Annotated in this window: 13 protein-coding genes; 7 read left to right on the top strand and 6 right to left on the bottom strand. The window is 67.7% G+C overall.

Annotated features, from left to right (window positions below; genetic code table 11):
* Window positions 1–598 precede the first annotated feature (598 nt).
* From tilS to J2X70_RS20215, 3 genes are read left to right on the top strand one after another with little or no spacing between them, the layout of a single operon-like run.
* A complete protein-coding gene (tilS, locus tag J2X70_RS20225; protein WP_309911880.1) occupies window positions 599–1,885 on the top strand; it encodes a tRNA lysidine(34) synthetase TilS in 1,287 nt (428 codons plus the stop codon).
* A 36-nt stretch (window positions 1,886–1,921) separates the two neighbouring features.
* Entirely contained in the window at window positions 1,922–2,182 is a 261-nt protein-coding gene (locus tag J2X70_RS20220; RefSeq protein WP_006381978.1) for an exodeoxyribonuclease VII small subunit, read from the top strand.
* Complete coding sequence (locus J2X70_RS20215) at window positions 2,172–3,050, top strand: farnesyl diphosphate synthase (RefSeq protein WP_025879281.1); 879 nt, start codon at window positions 2,172–2,174, stop codon at window positions 3,048–3,050. Before J2X70_RS20220 ends, J2X70_RS20215 begins: the two co-directional genes overlap by 11 nt.
* 123 nt (window positions 3,051–3,173) lie before the next feature.
* Here the strand turns inward: J2X70_RS20215 and J2X70_RS20210 are convergent, their stop codons facing one another.
* Together J2X70_RS20210 and pmbA are read right to left on the bottom strand one after the other, a co-directional pair.
* Window positions 3,174–3,536, bottom strand: coding sequence for a DUF4870 domain-containing protein (locus J2X70_RS20210; RefSeq protein ID WP_025879282.1), 363 nt, complete (start codon window positions 3,534–3,536; stop codon window positions 3,174–3,176).
* A gap of 88 nt (window positions 3,537–3,624) precedes the next feature.
* Window positions 3,625–4,992: a metalloprotease PmbA gene (gene pmbA / locus J2X70_RS20205; RefSeq protein WP_025879283.1), complete on the bottom strand. Its 1,368-nt coding sequence runs from the start codon at window positions 4,990–4,992 to the stop codon at window positions 3,625–3,627.
* Between the two features lie 68 nt (window positions 4,993–5,060).
* Between pmbA and yjgA the strand changes: the two genes are divergently transcribed.
* On the top strand, window positions 5,061–5,651 hold the full coding sequence (yjgA, locus tag J2X70_RS20200) for a ribosome biogenesis factor YjgA (protein WP_309911876.1): 591 nt from the start codon (window positions 5,061–5,063) through the stop codon (window positions 5,649–5,651).
* 41 nt (window positions 5,652–5,692) lie between these two features.
* On the opposite strand, the gene tldD is transcribed toward yjgA, so the two are convergent.
* The 4 genes from tldD to J2X70_RS20180 all read right to left on the bottom strand — a co-directional run bounded on the left by tldD (window position 5,693) and on the right by J2X70_RS20180 (window position 13,190).
* Entirely contained in the window at window positions 5,693–7,138 is a 1,446-nt protein-coding gene (tldD, locus tag J2X70_RS20195) for a metalloprotease TldD (RefSeq protein ID WP_025879285.1), read from the bottom strand.
* Window positions 7,139–7,201: 63 nt separating this feature from the next.
* A complete protein-coding gene (locus J2X70_RS20190) occupies window positions 7,202–11,071 on the bottom strand; it encodes a YhdP family protein (RefSeq protein WP_025879286.1) in 3,870 nt (1,289 codons plus the stop codon).
* A gap of 30 nt (window positions 11,072–11,101) precedes the next feature.
* The gene (gene rng / locus J2X70_RS20185) at window positions 11,102–12,589 is read right to left on the bottom strand and encodes a ribonuclease G (RefSeq protein ID WP_025879287.1); all 1,488 of its coding nucleotides are present in this window, start codon (window positions 12,587–12,589) and stop codon (window positions 11,102–11,104) included.
* Window positions 12,582–13,190, bottom strand: a complete 609-nt coding sequence (locus J2X70_RS20180) for a Maf family nucleotide pyrophosphatase (RefSeq protein WP_025879288.1) — start codon at window positions 13,188–13,190, stop codon at window positions 12,582–12,584. The genes rng and J2X70_RS20180 overlap by 8 nt, the downstream gene beginning before the upstream one ends.
* A gap of 130 nt (window positions 13,191–13,320) precedes the next feature.
* Between J2X70_RS20180 and J2X70_RS20175 the strand changes: the two genes are divergently transcribed.
* From J2X70_RS20175 to J2X70_RS20165, 3 genes are all read left to right on the top strand, one after another.
* Window positions 13,321–14,058, top strand: a complete 738-nt coding sequence (locus J2X70_RS20175; RefSeq protein WP_025879289.1) for an SIMPL domain-containing protein — start codon at window positions 13,321–13,323, stop codon at window positions 14,056–14,058.
* 219 nt (window positions 14,059–14,277) lie between these two features.
* Window positions 14,278–14,934 (top strand): energy transducer TonB, encoded by a 657-nt coding sequence (locus J2X70_RS20170; RefSeq protein ID WP_025879290.1) that lies wholly within the window; start codon window positions 14,278–14,280, stop codon window positions 14,932–14,934.
* 216 nt (window positions 14,935–15,150) lie between these two features.
* On the top strand, window positions 15,151–17,976 hold the full coding sequence (locus J2X70_RS20165) for a TonB-dependent receptor (protein WP_025879291.1): 2,826 nt from the start codon (window positions 15,151–15,153) through the stop codon (window positions 17,974–17,976).
* Window positions 17,977–18,078 lie beyond the last annotated feature (102 nt).

The following is an 18,078-nucleotide window of genomic DNA, read 5'->3' as shown; positions in this document are numbered from 1 at the left end:
GGATTGCGGGGACGCCGCAAGTACGTCCTTGTAGGCTTGGCAGCCGCATCCATGCGGCTGACACCCCGCAATCCGACACCGCCCCACCTCTGACAGTTTCCCGGTGTCTGGTAGATCCACGCCATGCGTGGATGCTCTTCGATCAACTGTCGAGATATTCAATTTCGATTGAAATTCATCCACGCATGGCGTGGATCTACGTGTCGACCAAGGTCGACACCCACCAAGGGCAGGCCATGCCGTTCCAACAGATCGCGGAGATCTGTCGAAGGCGGGGTGGGTCCGGTTGCGGGGGCGTGAGCGCCATGGGCCCGAGGCATGCCTCGGGCGGGTTGGGCAGGACGCCCAACCCCGGTCTTGCCGTGTGCGCAGGACTGCGCACTCGAGCAAGGCGCGACCGAGCTTACATGGACGTACTTGCAGCGTCCCCCGCAACCGGACCCACCCCGCCATCCCACGGAATGCCGGCTTTTGCTTCGGCTGTTGCTGTTGCTGTTGCTGTTGCTGCTCAGGTTGCCGGCCAGCGGCCGGCACTACCGCTTCGGCGGGTGCAGGGCGCAGCCCTGCCGACTCACCCACCCACCCTATACTTGCCGCCGTGACCGCCTTCCCCGCCCTCGTTCCGCTTGATGCACCGCTGCTGGTCGGCTACAGCGGCGGCCTGGATTCCACCGTGCTGCTGCACTGGCTGTGGCGATCGGCACAGGCGGCCGGCACGCCGCTGCGTGCCGTGCACGTACACCATGGCCTGCAACCGGTTGCCGATGACTGGGTGCAGCACTGCCAGCAGCAATGCGCGGTGCTGGGCATCGAACTGGCCGTGCACCACGTGCAGGTCAGCCGTGATGACGGCCATGGCATCGAAGGGGCCGCCCGGCTGGCACGTCGCGCTGCATTCAGCGCCGAGCTGCAGGCCGGGGAAACCCTGGCGCTGGCCCAGCACCAGGACGACCAGGCCGAGACCTTCCTGCTGCGTGCGTTGCGCGGTTCGGGCATCGATGGGCTGGCGGCGATGACCGCTGACAGCCGCCTCGATGGCCATCGGCTGTGGCGGCCACTGCTCGATGTGCCGCGCAGCGCGCTGCAGGCTTACGCGGCGACACACGGCCTGCAGTGGATCGAAGACCCCAGCAACGGCGAAGACCACGCCGACCGCAATTTCCTGCGCCTGCGGGTACTGCCACTGCTGCGCCAGCGCTGGCCGCATGCCACTGCCGCATTGGCCGGCAGCGCCGCGCATTGCGCGCAGACCCGTGCATTGCTCAATGAAGAAGACGCCGAACTGCTCGCTCACCTGGAAGTGGCACCCCGGGTGCTGTCGCTGGAGCTGCTGCGCCAGGTTGCACCGGAGCGTGCTGCGCGCGTGCTGCGTGCGTGGGTGCGCCGCCATGGCGCAGCCCCGTTGCCGGCGCATGTGCTGCGGCAAGTACAGAACGAATTGATGGCCGCAGGCGCCGATCGGCAGTCGCAGGTGCGTTGGCAGCAGCACGCCATCCGCCAGTGGCGCCAGCACGCCTACCTGCTGCCGGCAGCGCTGCCGGTCCTGCCGAAGGGCTGGCAGGCAGCATGGGACGGCCGTGCACCGCTGCAGCTGCCCGACGGCGGCCAGCTGCGCCTGCTCGGCACGGACCGCTTCGAACACCCGCTGGACCTGCGTGCCCGCCAGGGCGGCGAGCGCATCGTGCTGTCCGGCCGTACGCATTCATCCGCGTTGAAGGATTGCCTGCAGCGCGAGCACCTGGCGCCCTGGCGACGCGCACAGCTGCCCCTGCTGTTCGACCAGGGGCAGCTGCTGGCGGCCGCCGATGTAGTCATTGCCGCACCGCTGCAGGCCTGGCTGCAGGCACGCAATGCGCAGTTGCAGTGGCATCCGGGCGGCTGGTGAATTGACCCTTGCGCGCGCGCCGTCCACACTTGTCGCATGGCCAAGAAGTCCCCCGAAAACGCCTCCCCGGTCGCCCAGTTCGAGCAGTCGCTCGAATCGCTGGAACAGCTGGTGGAGCAGATGGAAACCGGCGAGCTGAGCCTGGAAGCCTCGCTCAGTGCTTACGAACGTGGTGTTGGTCTGTACCGCCAGTGCCAGCAGGCGCTGGAGCAGGCCGAACTGCGCGTGCGCCTGCTCAGCGATCCGGCCCAGCCCGAAACCGCCGAACCCTTCGATCCGCCCAGCCATGACGGCTGAGGCGTTGTTCGCGCGCTGGCGCGACCGTATCGAAAGCCAGCTCGACGCCGCCCTGCCCTCACCGGCCGAAGCCCCGCAACGCCTGCACCAGGCGATGCGCCATTCCGTGCTCGGTGGCGGCAAGCGCATGCGCCCCTTGCTGGTCTATGCCGCCGGCCAGGTGTTCGGCGCGCCCCTGGACAGGCTTGATGCCGCGGCGATGGCGGTGGAACTGATCCACGCCTACTCGCTGGTGCACGACGACCTGCCGGCGATGGACGACGATGCCCTGCGCCGTGGCAAGCCCACCACCCACATCGCCTTCGACGAAGCCACCGCGATCCTCGCCGGCGACGCCCTGCAGACCCGTGCGTTCGGCCTGCTGGCCGATGCACCGCTGCCGGCGGCATTGCGCGTGGCGTGCCTGCAGACCCTGGCCCATGCCTCCGGCGCGGCCGGCATGTGCGGCGGCCAGGCGCTGGACATCGATGCCACCGGCCAGCAGCAGTCGCTGGCAGCCCTCACCCGCATGCATGCGCTGAAGACCGGTGCGCTGATCCGCGCTGCGGTGCGCATGGGCGCGTTGTGCGGTGATGCACCCGAACCCGTGCTGGCCCAGCTCGATGGTTTCGCCGATGCGCTCGGCCTGGCCTTCCAGGTCCGCGATGACATCCTCGATGTCGAAGCCAGTTCCGAACAGCTGGGCAAGACCGCCGGCAAGGACCAGGCCCAGGACAAGAGCACCTTCCCTGCCCTGCTCGGCATGGACGGTGCCAAGGCGCAGCTGCGCGAACTTTCCGCGCGCATGCAGCAGGCACTGGCGGGCTATCACGAAGAAGCCGATGCGCTGCGCGCGCTGGCCACGCTGGCCGTGGAACGCGATCACTGATTGCAGGCATGGATCTGCCGCGCTGCGCGTTCGCCGGGCATGGCCCGGCGCTACCCTACGCGCCATACACGGAAACGCCCGGCATTGCCGGGCGCTTCTTTTTACGTCGTTGATCGTTGCCGCTTACTTGATCAGGCGCAGTGCGAACGGGTAACGGTAGGCTTCACCATTGTTCGCCTTCACCGCAGCGATGATGCTGAAGACCAGGCTGAGCAGGCCGACGATCGGCGCCAGGAACACACCGATGACCACGAAGGTCAGGATGATGCAGACGAACATCGCGATGGCGACGGTGATCTGGAAGTTCAGCGCTTCCTTGGCCTGGTCGGTGACGAAGGCCTTGCTGGCGTCATCCTTGTTGATCAGCCAGATGACCAGGGCACCAATGAAACCGGTGAAGATGCCCAGCAGGTGCGCCACCAGGGCCATGGTGCGCTGGTCAGCGGGTACGCTGCTCGCCGCCGGGACGTTCTCGAATTCGCTCACGACAAAACTCCTTTTTTTTTGGGTGGTCTTGACCGACCGGCGGCAAGCCGGTCGCGTCAGGCGGGCCTAGCTTACGCCATCAATGGCATCAATCATTGCCGGCGATCGTCATCCGTCCCACCAGGATCGAGCCGGTGCGGATATGCGAGCGCGGATCGACATCGCTGCCGACCGCCTCGATGGCCATGAACATGTCCCGCAGGTTGCCGGCGATGGTGATGCCATCCACCGGATACTGGATCTGGCCGTTCTCCACGCGGAAGCCGCCGGCGCCGCGCGAGTAGTCGCCGGTCACCCCGTTCACCCCCTGCCCCATCAGCTCGGTCACCAGCAGGCCGTTGCCCATCTGCGCGGCGATGTCCTGCAGCGAACCGGCATTGGCCGCCAGCTGCAGGTTGTGCACGCCGCCGGCATTGGCGGTGGTCTGCAGGCCCAGCTTGCGCGCCGAATAGCTGCCCAGCACGTAACGCTGCAGCACGCCGTCACGCACCAGGGCCGAGGCACGGGTGGCCACGCCGTCGCCGTCGAAGGCGGCCGAGCGCAGGCCACGGCGCAGGTGCGGCAGCTCCTCGATCTGCATCCAGTCGGGGAACAGCTGCTGGTCGACGCTGTCCAGCAGGAAGCTCGCCTGGCGGTACAGCGCGCCGCCTGAGACTGCCGACAGCAGGTGACCCACTAGGCTGCGCGCAACTTCCGGCGCGTACAGCACCGGCATGCTGCCGGTCGGCAGCGAACGCGGCTGCAGGCGGGCGATCGTGCGCTCTGCGGCGCGGCGACCGACGCTGGCCGGATCTTCCAGATCCTCGCGGGCCAGTGCGCCGGTGTACCAGCCGTCGCGCTGCATGCCATCGCCGGTGCCGGCGATCAGCGCACAGCCGATCGAATGATGGGTTCCGCGCTCGCGGCCGATGAACCCATGCGAATTGGCGTAGACCGACACGCTCTGCATGCTCGATACCGAGGCGCCATCGGAATTGCGGATCTGCGCATCGGCTTGGCGGCCCGCCGCCTCGCAGGCCAGCGCCAGGTCCACCGCCTCGTCGGCCTGCAGCTCCCAGGGGTGCCAGCCATCCAGTTCGGGGAAGTCGCGGGCCATCAGGTCGGCCTCCGCCAGGCCGGCGGCTGGATCGTCCTCGGTATGGCGGGCGATCGCGCAGGCCTGCTCGACGGTGGCCAGCAGGCTGGCCTCATGCAGGTCGGCGGTGCTGGCACTGCCCTTGCGCTGGCCGAAGTAGACGGTCACGGCAATGCCGCGGTCACGGGTGGACTGCACGGTCTCGACCTCGCCGAGACGGACATTGACCTCCAGCCCACGGTCTTCGCTGCAGCTGACCTCGGCCTGGCTGGCACCCAGCGCGCGGGCACGCTGCAGCAGCTGCTGGGAGATGTCGGCCAGCCGTTCCAGCCGGGCCGGGCTGTCGTCGCCGACGGCGACTTCAGGGGCGATCACGTTCAATGCTTTATCCTGTGCGGGTTGGGCCCGGCATCACGCCGGGCGACTTTTTTTGAAATCAGGTATGGACGATGCGCGGACGCGACGAAGAAACCGGTGAATTCCACGACAAGAGCCGCAGCCAGAACCGGCGCGATGCGCTGGACGTCCTGGCCCTGGGCGAGAAGCTGGTGTCGCTGACCCCGGCCCAGCTGGCGCGCCTGCCGATCCCGGAGGACCTGCTGCCGCACATCGCCGAGTGCAAGCGCATCACCGCCCATATCGCGCACAAGCGGCAGCTGGCGTTCCTGGCCAAGCACATGCGCCGCGAGGACGATGCCGCGCTGGACGCGATCCGCGATGCGCTGGATGCCAACAGCGAAACCGGGCGCCGCGAAGTGGCGATGATGCACCGTGTCGAAGACTGGCGCGAACGCCTCATGAATGAGGGCGACAAGGCGCTGGCCGCGCTGCTGGATGACCATCCGCAGGCCGACCGCCAGCAGCTGCGCACGCTGGTGCGCAACGCCCAGGCCGAAAAGGCCAAGAACAAGCCGCCGCGCGCCTACCGCGAGATCTTCCAGGTGCTGCGCGCGCTGATGCTGCCGGCCGCGCTCGGCCTGAAGGCGTCCGGTGAGGAGGTCGAGGCAGACGAACCGGTCGACGACACCGACGAGGACTGAGTCCCCGTCGGGCATGGCGGTGGCTGTGGCCATCGCCGTGCTCAGGCCTGGGTACCGCCGACGGTGATGCCCTCGATCAGCAGCGACGGCTGGCCGACACCGACCGGCACACTCTGCCCGTCCTTGCCACAGATGCCCACGCCCTCGTCCAGGGCCAGGTCGTTGCCGACCATGCGCACCTTCTGCATGGTTTCCGGGCCATTGCCGATCAGGGTCGCGCCCTTCACTGGAGCGGTGATCCGGCCGTCCTCGATCAGGTAGGCCTCGGTGGCCGAGAACACGTACTTGCCGCTGGTGATGTCGACCTGGCCGCCGCCGAAATTGACCGCGTACAGGCCCTTCTTCACCGAACGGATCATTTCCTGCGGGTCATGCTGGCCGGCGCGCATGTAGGTGTTGGTCATGCGCGGCATGGTCATGTGCGCGAACGACTCGCGACGGCCGTTGCCGGTCGGCGCCACGCCCATCAGCCGCGCGTTGAGGCTGTCCTGCATGTAGCCGACCAGGATGCCGTCCTCGATCAGCGTGGTGCACTGGGTCGGGTGGCCTTCGTCGTCGATGTTGAGTGAACCACGGCGCCCATCCAGGGTGCCGTCGTCGACGATGGTCACGCCCGGGGCAGCCACGCGCTCGCCGATCCTGCCGGCGTAGACACTGGTGCCCTTGCGGTTGAAGTCACCTTCCAGGCCATGGCCGACCGCCTCGTGCAGCAGTACGCCCGGCCAGCCCGGGCCCAGCACCACCGGCATCACCCCGGCCGGCGCCGGCACCGCTTCCAGGTTCACCAGGGCCTGCCGCAGCGCCTCGCGCGCAAAGGCTTCCGGGCGGCCATCGGCAAACAGCGCTTCATAGCCATAGCGACCGCCGCCGCCGGCATAACCCGACTCACGGCGGCCGTTCTGCTCGACGATCACCTGCACGTTCAACCGCACCAGCGGGCGCACGTCGGCGCCCAGCACACCATCGGTGCGGGCAACCAGCACGGTATCGACGCCACCGGACAGGCTGACCATCACCTGCTTCACGCGCGGGTCGGCCGCGCGCAGGTAGCCGTCCAGGCGCTTGAGCACCTCGACCTTGGCTTCGTTGCCGATGCCGTCGATCGGGTCCAGCGCCGGATACAGCACGCGCGCATCGCCGCGCAGCAGCGAACGCCCGGTCTGTGCGCCGCCTTCGCGCGAGATCGCACGTGCCGACTGCGCTGCGGTCAGCAATGCACCGGCATGGATGTCATCGGAATAGGCAAAGCCGGTCTTCTCGCCGGCAATCGCGCGCACGCCCACGCCCTGCTCGATGGAATGGGCGCCGTCCTTGACGATGCCATCTTCCACGCTCCAGCTTTCGCGCCGGGCGTGCTGGAAGTACAGGTCGCCGAAGTCGACACCGGGGCCGAGCAGTTGGCCGAAGGTGCGCTCCAGGCCAGCGGTATCCAGGCCACCGGGGCGCAACAGGCGATCTTGGGCAAGCGTCAGGGCGTTGTCAGTCATGGTCTCGATCTGGAGGTGTGAAGGCGGTCAGGCAAGGCCGCCCTGGGGAAACGGGGGCCGCGCTCAGCGCGGTGGCGGTGGTTCGGTGACGGTCGGCGGCACGGCCGGCAACGGCGGCAGGCGCGGCGGCGGTGCGGGTACTGGCGCACGTTCGCGGCTGCGCTCGATCACCTCCACCTTGGGCTCCTTCCAGGGGCCGGTCACCTTGTAGGTGCGGGCACCGATCTCGCCCAATGGCTTGGACAATACCGCATTGGTGGCTGCACCCAGCGCTGCGCCCACCGGGCCGCCGGCCACCGCGCCGACCACGGTCAGCAGGTTGCCGGCGCGCGGGTTGACGTCGATGGTCTGGTCGAACTGCTGTTTCCGCAGGTCGGCCTGGCCACGGATGGTGATGTTCGCTGCCGGCCCTTCGATCAACACCTTGTCGGTACGGGCCATGCCCTCGCCGAACTGCACGCTGCCCTCGACCTGGTTGAACGCGAAGCCCTTGGAGAAGAAGTCGCGGAAGTCGAACATCAGTCGCCGCGGCAGCTGGGCGACGCTGAGCAGGCCCAGCACGCGGCCGGCACCCGGCTCCAGCTCCAGCAGCTGGCCATTGCGGGCATTCACATCGAGCTGGCCTTGCAGGTTGCCAAGCTGGAAGTCCGACGGACCGCCGGGCCATGAGGCCTGCAGCTGGGCGTGGCCGGAGCCGCCGCGCAGCTGGCCGCCGTAGTCGAGGTTCTGCAGCAACCCGCCCAGGTCTTCACTGCGCACCTGCGCATCAAGCGCGGTTCGCGAACCGCCACCCTTGCCAAGCCAACGGCCACGGATGTCGATCTCCTGGCTGGGGGCGCGGAACTGCAGTTGTTCCACGCTCAGGCCATTGGCGATCGGCCGCGTACGCAGCACGGCCTGGCCCAGCACGACCTTGCCGAACTTCAGGTCGGCGATGTCCAGTGCGAACGGCGGCAGCTTGGCCGGGTCCATGTCGTCGGCACCGGCCTGCACCCGCGCCGGTGCCGCCGTGGCTCCGGGAAGGGTCGGCAGCGATTGCCAGTACACGCGCTCGAGCTGGCCGCTGATGGTGCCGCCATCGGCGTTGGGCACATTCAACTTGCCGGCCAGCGAGGGGCCATCAAGGCGCACGTCCAGCGCCTGCGGGCCAGGGTGCAGCTGCAGGCGGGTCTGCTCGAACACGCCGCCGATCAGCATCAGCTGGCCGACCTGCACGTCCACGGCGCGCAGCGGCATCGGGTCGCCATCGCCACCGGCGCCACGGGCCAGGCCGATCCATTCCAGCGCATCCAGGGTCGGGCTGCGGCCATTGATGGTCAGCCCGCTGGGCGGTGGTTCGCGGTCAACGTGGTCGCTGCCCAGGGTGACCTGCACGCCGGTCTGGTTGTTGTGGCTGCGCGCGGCCAGCGCCAGACGCTGGCCGAACGCCACGTCGATGCGGCCGGCGCCCATCGGCAGCTGTGCGGCCACGGTGGTCGGCAGCGGTTCGTTGGCCGGCTTCTGCAGCGGTGCCGGCAGGTCCAGGCGGGTGCCCAGCAGATCCGAGCGCAGGCGCAGCTCGCTGGGCGGCGCTGGTGTACCCGGCGCGACCTTCGGCAGGTTCACCGCGATGGTCCACGGCGAGGTACCGTTGATGTAGGGCTTCAACCAGGCCATTTCCGGTGCGCGGTCGATCAGCACGCCCGCATCGAGCGTGGCGGCCAGTTCCGATTCGAAGGCCAGCTTGGGGTCACGCACGAATCCACCGGCGCGCAGGCTCAGCCGGCCGTCCTGGCCGAGGTGGCGCACGGCCAGTTCCTCGGCGGCGAAGCCGGCGTTGCTGTAGCGGGCCTGCCCGCGCATGTTGTCGAATTCCAGCTGGAAGCGCTTGTCGACCAGCTTCAGCCCGGCCAGGTCCACCGTGCCCTGCAGGTGGCCACCGCCCTGGTCATGATGCAGGGGCTGCAACAGGTCGAAATGCACGTTGGCCGGCCCGCTTGCCGCGAGGTTGTCCAGGGTGTCGCCGTATTCCTTGTGCAGCGGGCTCTGCCGCAGCATCGCCAGCAACTTGCCGGCGTCGCCCTGGCTGTCGGCGCGCACATACAGTGGCTGCTGGCCGAAATCCTGGATGCCGGCTTCGAACGTCTGTACTGCCACGCCGGCCAGATCGCCGCTCCCCTGCATGTGGAAGCCAGGGCCGATGAAGGCGACATCGGCATCGACCTGGCCCATCAACGGCCAATCGTGCTGGAAGCGGATGTCACCGTTGCTGATGTGGCCGGTGGCCTCGAAGCGGCCATCGTTGTTGTCGAACGGCCAGTCGTCCAGGTCACCACTGACCAGGCCGATGCCGTTGCGCACCTGGCCGCCGGCCAAGGCCATGTCCAGCCAGTCGGTGGCGCCCTTGCTCATCCTGGAATGGATCCAGAAACGCTTGGCCGCGGTCATCGGTACGTCGTCCAGCTTGGCCGCCAGCTGCATCCACGGCCGGGTGCCATCGCCCTGGAACCAGAGACCACCGCGCACGTCGGCAGCGTAGTCGGTGCCTTCCACACGCATCGCCGGGGTGCCGATGCGCCAGCCACCGGCCTCGTCACGCCAACCGACGATCTGCCCGGCCAGATGCAGGTCGTGACGCACGCCGAAACCGGTCGGCCAATCGAACTGCAGCTGGCGCTGGGGTTGCAGCTGCAGGCTGAAACCGTTGGCATCGCCCTCGAAGCGGCCGCCCAGGCCGCGCAGGCCCGGCGAGTTGCCAACACTGGCAAAGCCCAGCGACTGCAGTTCGCCCTGCACCCACAACGGGCCATCCTGCTGGCCGCGCAACTGCAGCTGCGCCACGTCCAGCTGTGGCTTGGCCAGGTACAGCCAATGCCGCAGGCCCGCGTCCAGGCGGTCGCTGAGCGCCAGCGCGCGCAACGCGGTACCCGCCTGCGCTGCTGCGGCCTGCACCTGCATCTGCTTGCCCACCCGCAGTTGCAGCCCGTCCAGCTGCTGCTGGCTGCCATCGGCCTGCAGGCGCAGGCGCGGCACCTGCAGCGCCCAGCCTTCTGCCGTCCGCTGCCAACGCAGGCGCGCCTGCAGCCGTTGCAATTGAATCTCCGGGCGCGCCACGCCAGGCATCGGCGCGCCTTCGACACGCAGATCACGCAGGTCCGAATCGGTGGTCAGCGCCACCGGGGCGAAATCACGCAGGGTCAGCCACAGGTTGAGCTCGCCCTTGCCCTCGCGCAGGCGCATGCCGCCGGCCGCCAGCAACGGCGCCCAGGAACGGAAATCGATCGGATCGGCGCCTACCCAGGCCTCGCCGTTGCCGCGCTGGCGATCCAGGTCCAGCACCGCCGTCAGCGGCAAGGCGTCGGTCTGTGCCCAGGCACGCACGCCCACCCGCAGGCGGTCGCCATCCACGCGCAGGCGCAGGTCGATACGTGGCAGGGTGGCGTCGACACCCAGTGCTGGCGCATGCACGCCGAGGCGGCCACCAATCACCTGCAGTTCGCCCAGCCGGCGCAACGCATCCAGCGGATCGCCGCCAGCGCGGGACTGCGGCAGGCCGCGCACCGACCAGCGGCCATCGGCGGCCTGCTGCAGGTCCAGCGCCAGGCCGCGCAGGCGCAGTTCGGTCAGCGAGCGGCCCGGCAACAGGCCGCTGTACATCGACACCAGCACCTCGGCATCGCCGATGGCCAGGCCCTGGCCCGCGCCGATGCGCAGGCCCTTCAACTGCAGCAGTGGACCACGTCGGGTCCAAGCGGTGTCCAGGCGTTCGAAGCGCACCGGTTGCCCGGCGCGCGTGCTCAGCCAGGCCGCGATCCGGTCCGGATGGCGCTCAGCCAGCGGCAACAGCTGGCTGAGGGTGCCGACCAGCAGGGCAAGCCCGACCAGGCCAACCGCGCATGCGGCGATGAAATGACGGCGGATCCTTCGCAGTCGCAGGCGCGGCGGCGCGCTCATCGGCCACCGAAGGCAGACAGTCGGCCTGGATCAGAGCAGAACAACATCGAACTGCTCCTGCAGGTACTGCTCGTCCGCCTGGAAGCGGATGCTCTTGCCGAGGAACTCCTCCAGCTCGGCCACGGCCGTGGATTCCTCATCGGTGATCCGCGCCACCACCTTGCTGGACGCGATCACCAGCAGGCGCGCGGCATCGAACTGACGCACCGCGCGGGTGATCTCGCGGAAGATCTCGTAGGTCACCGTTTCGGTGGTCTTGATGGTGCCGCGGCCACTGCACTGCGGGCAGGTTTCCGACAGCTGGCGCTCCAGGCTTTCCACCGTGCGCTTGCGGGTCATCTCCACCAGGCCCAGCGGCGAGAAGTCGTACACCGTGGTCTTGGCATGGTCGCGGGCCAGCGCCTTTTCCAGGGTACGCAGTACCTGGCGGCGATGTTCGGCGTCATCCATGTCGATGAAGTCGATGATGATGATGCCGCCCAGGTTGCGCAGGCGCAGCTGCCTGGCCACCGCCTGCGCGGCCTCCAGGTTGGTGCGGAACACCGTCTCTTCCAGGTTGCGCTGGCCGAGGAACGAGCCGGTATTGACATCGATGGTGGTCATCGCCTCGGTCTGGTCGATCACCAGGTAGCCACCGGATTTCAGCGGTACCTGCTTGTCCAGCGCACGGCCGATCTCGTCCTCGACCCCGAACATGTCGAAGATCGGACGATCGCCGCTGTACAGCTCGATCTTCTCCGCCAGCACCGGCATGTACTTGGCCACGAACGCCTGCAGCTGGGCGAAGGTCTCCTTCGAGTCCACCTTCACCTTGTCCACGTCCTTGCGGATCAGGTCGCGCACCGAACGCAGCGGCAGGCTCAGGTCTTCATAGATGTTGCTGCACGACGCCGCCTCGCGGCCGCGGCGCTCGACCACGTTCCACACCCGTGACAGGTAGGCGATGTCTTCGGCGATGGCCTCGGCCGGCTGGCCCTCGGCATTGGTGCGCACGATGTAGCCGTAGCCGCCGTGCTGGGCCGACAGTTCGGTCACCAGCGCTTTCAGCCGCGCGCGCTCGCCTTCGTCCTCGATGCGCGCCGACACGCCCACCACCTTCGACTGCGGCAGCAGCACCATGTAGCGCGAGGGAATGCTGATCTGGGTGGTCAGGCGTGCGCCCTTGGTCCCGATCGGATCCTTCACCACCTGCACAACGATGTCCTGGCCGTCGCGCAGCAGCTCCACGATCGGCACGCTGGACGGCGGCGGCAGGGTCGTGTTCTCGGTATCGGCGCTGGCCACCGGCGCCGGCCGCACCACGTCGTTGGCGTGCAGGAACGCGGCGCGCTCCAGGCCCACTTCGACGAATGCGGCCTGCATGCCCGGCATGACCCGTTGTACCTTGCCCTTGTAGATGTTGCCGACCACACCCCGGCGCCAACCGCGCTCGATGTGCAGTTCCTGCAGCATGCCGTTCTCGATCACCGCGACCCGGGTTTCGCGCGGGGTCACATTGACCAGGATTTCCTCAGACATCGGCAGCCTCCCTGGCGGCATCAGCAGTTGGGGCCAGCACGCCGCAGCGTGCCAGCAGACGATCGGTATGCAGCAACGGCAACCCCATGACACCGGAGTAGCTGCCGGAAAGGTGTTCGATCCAGCGCTCGGCACCGCCCTGGATGGCATAGGCACCCGCCTTGTCCAGCGGCTCGCCGGTGGCGACGTAGGCAGCGATGTCGGCGGACTCGATGGCGGCGAAGGTGACCTCGGAAACAACCAGTTCGCTGTCCAGCCCGCGCGCGTCCACCACCACCACGGCGGTCATCACCTGATGGGTGCGCCCGGCCAGCCGTGCCAGCATCGCCCGCGCGTCGGCGGCGTTGGCCGGCTTGCCGAATACTTCGCCATCGAGCACCACTTCGGTATCCGAGCCCAGCACCCGCGCCTGCGGGTCATCGGCCAGCACCCGTGCCAGGCCGGCGCGCGCCTTGTCGGCGGCGACCCGGCAGACATAGTCCTGGGCACTTTCAGAGGCCGCGCGCTGCTCGACGACCTCCAGGTCCAACGCCTGGAAAGGGTGTCCGAGTCGGGCCAGCAGCTGGTTGCGTCGGGGGGAGCGGGAAGCAAGATAGAGCATCGACACAGCATAACCTGACGCCGGTACCTGAATCGTCGGACAATCCTTCCCCGGCGCCTGCAACCCCGAACGGACTCACAACGCGTTCATCGCTACGACACCACCCTCACCGCCACAACAAGGAGATCCCATGCGTCGCACCGCCACCCCGCTGCTGCTTGCCCTGTCCCTCGCTCTTGGAGCTTCGATGACCGCCCATGCCGACCCGTCGTCGCCGTCGATCGCCGCCGCGGCCGAAGGCACCCTGCTGAACATCTCGGCCAACGCCGAAGCCACCCGCGTGCCGGACGTGGCCACGCTGTCGGCCGGCGTGGTCACCCAGGCCGCCGACGGCAACAGCGCCATGCGCCAGAACGCCCAGCAGATGGACAAGGTCCTGGCTGCGATCAAGGCCGCCGGCATCGCCGAGCGCGACGTGCAGACCAGCGGCGTCAGCCTCAACCCGCAGTACCGCTATGCCGACAACGAAGCCCCGAAGATCACCGGCTACCAGGCCAGCAACACCGTCAGCCTGAAGGTCCGCGACATCGCCAAGCTGGGCAAGGTGCTGGACGCGCTGGCCGCGCAGGGCGCCAACCAGATCAACGGCCCGCAGTTCGAGATCGACCAGCCCGAGCCGGTCTATGACGAAGCGCGCCTGGCGGCACTGAAGAAGGCCCAGGCCCGTGCCCAGACCTATGCGAAGTCGCTTGGCCTGCAGGTGCGCCGCATTGTCAGCATTTCCGAGAACGCCGGTGGCGGTTTCCGCCCGATGCCGATGATGCGTGCGCAGGCCGCCGGCATGGCAATGGACAAGGCCACCCCGGTCGCCCCGGGTGAATCGACCGTCTCGGTGAACCTGGACGTGGTGTTCGAACTGGGCCGCTGAGGCTCCTTCCGTTCAACCGACGGCGCCCTGCGGGGCGCCGTTTTCGTTTCCACCGCCGCCGCGCCGGCAGCGTTACATGAAGGGCAGCTCAACGCTGCCGCCCCTGCCTCTAGGCAGTGGTGGAGGCGGCGCGCTAATGATTGACTGCCAGCCGCGTGCGGCAACCCCGATGGCGGCCCTGGTGCGTTGAGGACTTCGACACTGGCATGGAGGTGGACCATGGTTCGTACGTATCCCGTAGTACCCCTGCACTTCGATCCCGCCCGCGTTGCCGCCTGGAGTGCGGCCATCGCCCTGCATCTGCTCGCGTTCCTGTTGTTGCTGATCCCGGCGACCTACCAGGCCATCACCGCGCTGCCGCGCGATCAGACCACGGTACGGTTCATTCCCAGGGAAGAGCCCAAGCCGATCGAGCCGCTGCCGGTGCCGACCGAGCCTGAAAAGGTGGAGGTGGTGCACAAGCGGCAGGCCACGCCGGTGCCCGCACCGCTGCCGACGCCCACCGCGACCGTCGAGGAGGCCCAGGGCATCATCCTGCCGGCGGCCGAGCCGACCGCGGTGCAGGCTGCGCCGACCATTGCCCCGTCCACGCCGCTGGCCGGCGCCCAGCTGCAGTACCGCAGCAACCCGCCGCCCAGCTACCCGATCCAGGCCCTGCGCAATCACGAACAGGGCACGGTGCTGCTGCGGGTGGAAGTGGACCCCAGTGGCCAGCCGGTGAACGTCAGCATCGAACGCAGCAGCGGCTCGCGCAGCCTGGACCAGGCCGCCCGCCAGCAGGTGCTGCGCCACTGGCGTTTCGTGCCGGCCGAGCGTGATGGCATGGCCGTTCCCGCCATCGGCATGGTGCCCGTGCAGTTCTCCCTGCCCGACTGAGCCACGGACCGGCCCGGCCGCACGCCGGGCCGGTCACAACGGTGAATGGGCCGGAGCAGGGCCAATCTGCCCGGTTATTTGAACTTCGTTGGAAAACCGTTACGAATTTAGTAAAACTTCACACCTCCGTCACCTGCCGGAAACCTAGATTGACGCGTCCCGGGACACACCGGAGACAGCCCTCAATGCTCGAGTTTTCCAGTCAGGAGAGAAGCTGTGAAACACCCGATCCAACGGCCCGCCAGCCGCCGCCGCAACCACCTGGCAACGTCCATCACCCATATCCTCACCGGCGGCGCCCTGCTGCTCGCCGGGGCCGTGGCTTCCTCTTCTGCATTCGCGCAGGAACAGGCCACCAACCTTGACCGGATCACCGTCACCGGTTCGAACATCCCGCGCACCAACACTGAAACACCGTCGCCGGTGCAGGTGGTGACCCGCCAGGAAATCGATCGCACCGGCAAGACCACGGTGGCCGAGTACCTGCAGACCCTGACCGCTGACGGTTCCGGTTCGATCCCGAAGACCTTCGGCAACGGCTTCGCCGGTGGTGGCGCAGGCATTTCGCTGCGCGGCCTCGGTGCCGGCTCCACGCTGGTGCTGTTGAACGGCCGCCGCATGGCGACCTATGGCCTGGCCGATGACGGCCAGAAGGTGTTCACCGACCTCAGCACCATTCCCCTCGACGCCGTCGAGCGCGTGGAAGTGCTGAAGGATGGCGCCTCGGCGATCTATGGCTCCGATGCCATCGCCGGCGTGGTCAACATCATCCTGCGCAGCGACTTCCAGGGCGGCATCCTGCGTGCCTCCTACGGCACCTCCGGTGATGGCGACGGCAATGCCAAAAAGGCCACCCTGACCGCCGGTACCGGCGATCTGGCCACCGATGGCTGGAATGCGTTCTTCAGCCTGGATGTCGGCAAGACCGACGCGATCAAGATCAGCGACCGCAAGAACCGCAAGTGGATCGGCACCGGCGACATCCGTCCGTGGGGCTATGGCAACAATGCCCAGTTCCTGGGTGGCGCCTACCTCAATAACCGCACCAGCGGCGGTGTCGGTCCGAACGGCTCGGTGTTCGACGACCGCGTTCCGCCGGGCACCTCCGCGCAGCTGGTTCCGCTGCCGGGTTGCCAGGGCCTGACCACCATCGGTGGCCAGACCGACGCTTCAGTGGCTGCCCAGGGCTGCCTGTGGGATCCGAACCAGCAGTACCGCGACCTCACCCCTGAAGAGAAGTACGTCAACGTGTTCGGCCGTGCCAGTTTCGCCTTCGGCGAAGGCGGCGAGGTCTACACCGAGATCGGCTACTCGAAGAAGGAAACCACCTTCAGCAACACCCCGTCCGGCGTGTCCGGCAGCTGGGGCTACCCGGAAGGTCCGCGCAATGCCAGCAGCGGTCCGGGTGCTGTGGTGCTGTCGCCGACCCACCCGGACAACCCGATCCAGGGCCAGGCCTCGCGCCTGCGCTATTCGGCATGGGATGTCGGTCCGCGCGTGACCAACAACACCAACGAGTTCAACCGCTTGCTGGTGGGCGTGAAGGGCAACTGGGGTGACTGGAGCTACGACACCGCCTACCTGCACTCGGGCACCGACCTGACCAACAAGCGCACCGGCTTCCTGCGTTACAGCGCTGTGCAGTGTGCGTTGGGCAACCCGAACTGCGCCGGCGGCGTGTGGCGCATCGGCGACAACGCCAACCTCAACTCTCAGGCGCTGTACGACTACATCTCGCCGCAGATCAGCGCACGCGCCAAGTCCAGCCTGGACATGTTCGACTTCACCATCTCGCGCAGCCTGATGGACCTGAAGGGCGGCCCGCTGGGCCTGGCCTTCGGTACCGAGTGGCGCAAGACCAGCAACAGCCTGACCCCGCAGACCTACACCGACCAGGGTGACATCATCGGCCTGGGCTATTCGGCCTATGACGGCACCCAGAACGTGTATGCCGGCTACGTCGAGCTGTCCGCGCCAGTGCTGGAGCAGTTGGAACTGTCGGCCGCCATGCGCTACGACAAGTACGAAAGCGGTGAAGGCAAGGCCACGCCGAAGCTGGGCGTGAAGTGGACCCCGGCAGACTGGATCGCCCTGCGCGCCAGCTACGCCGAAGGCTTCCGCGCGCCGAACCCGGCCGAGAACGGTGACGGTGGCCTGGCTGCCTTCTCCAACGCCCGTGATCCGGTGCGTTGCGCCGCCAGCCCGGCCGCCGATGTCGGCACCAACTGCAGCTCGCGGCCGGTGGCGATCATCACCCGTCCGAACAAGGACCTGAAGCCGGAAGAGTCCAAGAGCTACTCGGTCGGCATCGTGCTGCAGCCGACCTCCAGCACCTCGCTGACCGTCGATGCGTGGCAGATCAAGCGCACCAACGAAATCGCCCAGGGCGCCACCGCTGATGCCATCGCCGCCGGCAACGTGCTGCGTGACATCGACCTGATCAACGGCATTGCCGGCACCGGCAGCATCCTGGCGGTCAACACCGCGTACATCAACGCGGCCTCCACCCGCGTGCGCGGTATCGACACTGATATCCGCCAGACCTTCGACATCGGTCCGGGCCAGCTGGAGATGGACCTGCAGTGGAGCCACGTGCTCAAGTTCGAGCGCACCGACGCTGACGTCACCGTCGACTACGCCGGTACCCACGGCAACTGCGACGTGACCAACTGCATCGGCACGCCGAAGGACCGCATCAACTTCGGCACCACCTGGAAGCAGGGCAACTGGAGCGTCAGCGGCGTTGCCAACTACATCTCGAAGATGGACAACAAGGACTTCCGTGGTCCGGACGGCTCGTACCAGTTCTCCTATGCCGACGGTACCGACGTCACCAAGATCTCCTCGTTCACCACCTTCGACCTGTCCGGCCGCTGGAACATCACCGAAGCCTTCGAGCTGAACGCCTCGGTGGCCAACGTGTTTGATCGCATCGCTCCGCTCGATCCGACCACCTACGGTGGCGTGAACTACAACCCGCTGCACTTCAGCGGTGCCATTGGTCGCTACTTCACCGTCGGCGCCAAGTACACCTTCAAGTAATCCTGCTGCAGCGTCACCCGCAAAGGCCCGGGCTCACGCCCGGGCCTTTGCTTTTCTACACACGCGTCAGCGTCCATCATGGGGGCACCTTCTCCTGCGACA

Origin of the sequence: Stenotrophomonas sp. 1337 (assembly GCF_031455455.1) — a bacterium.
Classification (GTDB): Bacteria; Pseudomonadota; Gammaproteobacteria; order Xanthomonadales; family Xanthomonadaceae; genus Stenotrophomonas; species Stenotrophomonas indicatrix.
Note: the sequence above shows the minus strand (reverse complement) of the source record. Positions and strands in the feature narration are given on the sequence as shown.

Excerpts from the sequence above, each read along its gene's own strand:
- yjgA (WP_309911876.1), top strand. The coding sequence starts at position 5,061 with ATGCGCGGACGCGACGAAGAAACCGGTGAATTCCACGACAAGAGCCGC.
- tldD (WP_025879285.1), bottom strand. The coding sequence starts at position 7,138 with ATGACTGACAACGCCCTGACGCTTGCCCAAGATCGCCTGTTGCGCCCC.
- J2X70_RS20215 (WP_025879281.1), top strand. The coding sequence starts at position 2,172 with ATGACGGCTGAGGCGTTGTTCGCGCGCTGGCGCGACCGTATCGAAAGC.
- J2X70_RS20180 (WP_025879288.1), bottom strand. The coding sequence starts at position 13,190 with ATGCTCTATCTTGCTTCCCGCTCCCCCCGACGCAACCAGCTGCTGGCC.
- rng (WP_025879287.1), bottom strand. The coding sequence starts at position 12,589 with ATGTCTGAGGAAATCCTGGTCAATGTGACCCCGCGCGAAACCCGGGTC.
- J2X70_RS20220 (WP_006381978.1), top strand. The coding sequence starts at position 1,922 with ATGGCCAAGAAGTCCCCCGAAAACGCCTCCCCGGTCGCCCAGTTCGAG.
- J2X70_RS20175 (WP_025879289.1), top strand. The coding sequence starts at position 13,321 with ATGCGTCGCACCGCCACCCCGCTGCTGCTTGCCCTGTCCCTCGCTCTT.
- J2X70_RS20190 (WP_025879286.1), bottom strand. The coding sequence starts at position 11,071 with ATGAGCGCGCCGCCGCGCCTGCGACTGCGAAGGATCCGCCGTCATTTC.
- J2X70_RS20170 (WP_025879290.1), top strand. The coding sequence starts at position 14,278 with ATGGTTCGTACGTATCCCGTAGTACCCCTGCACTTCGATCCCGCCCGC.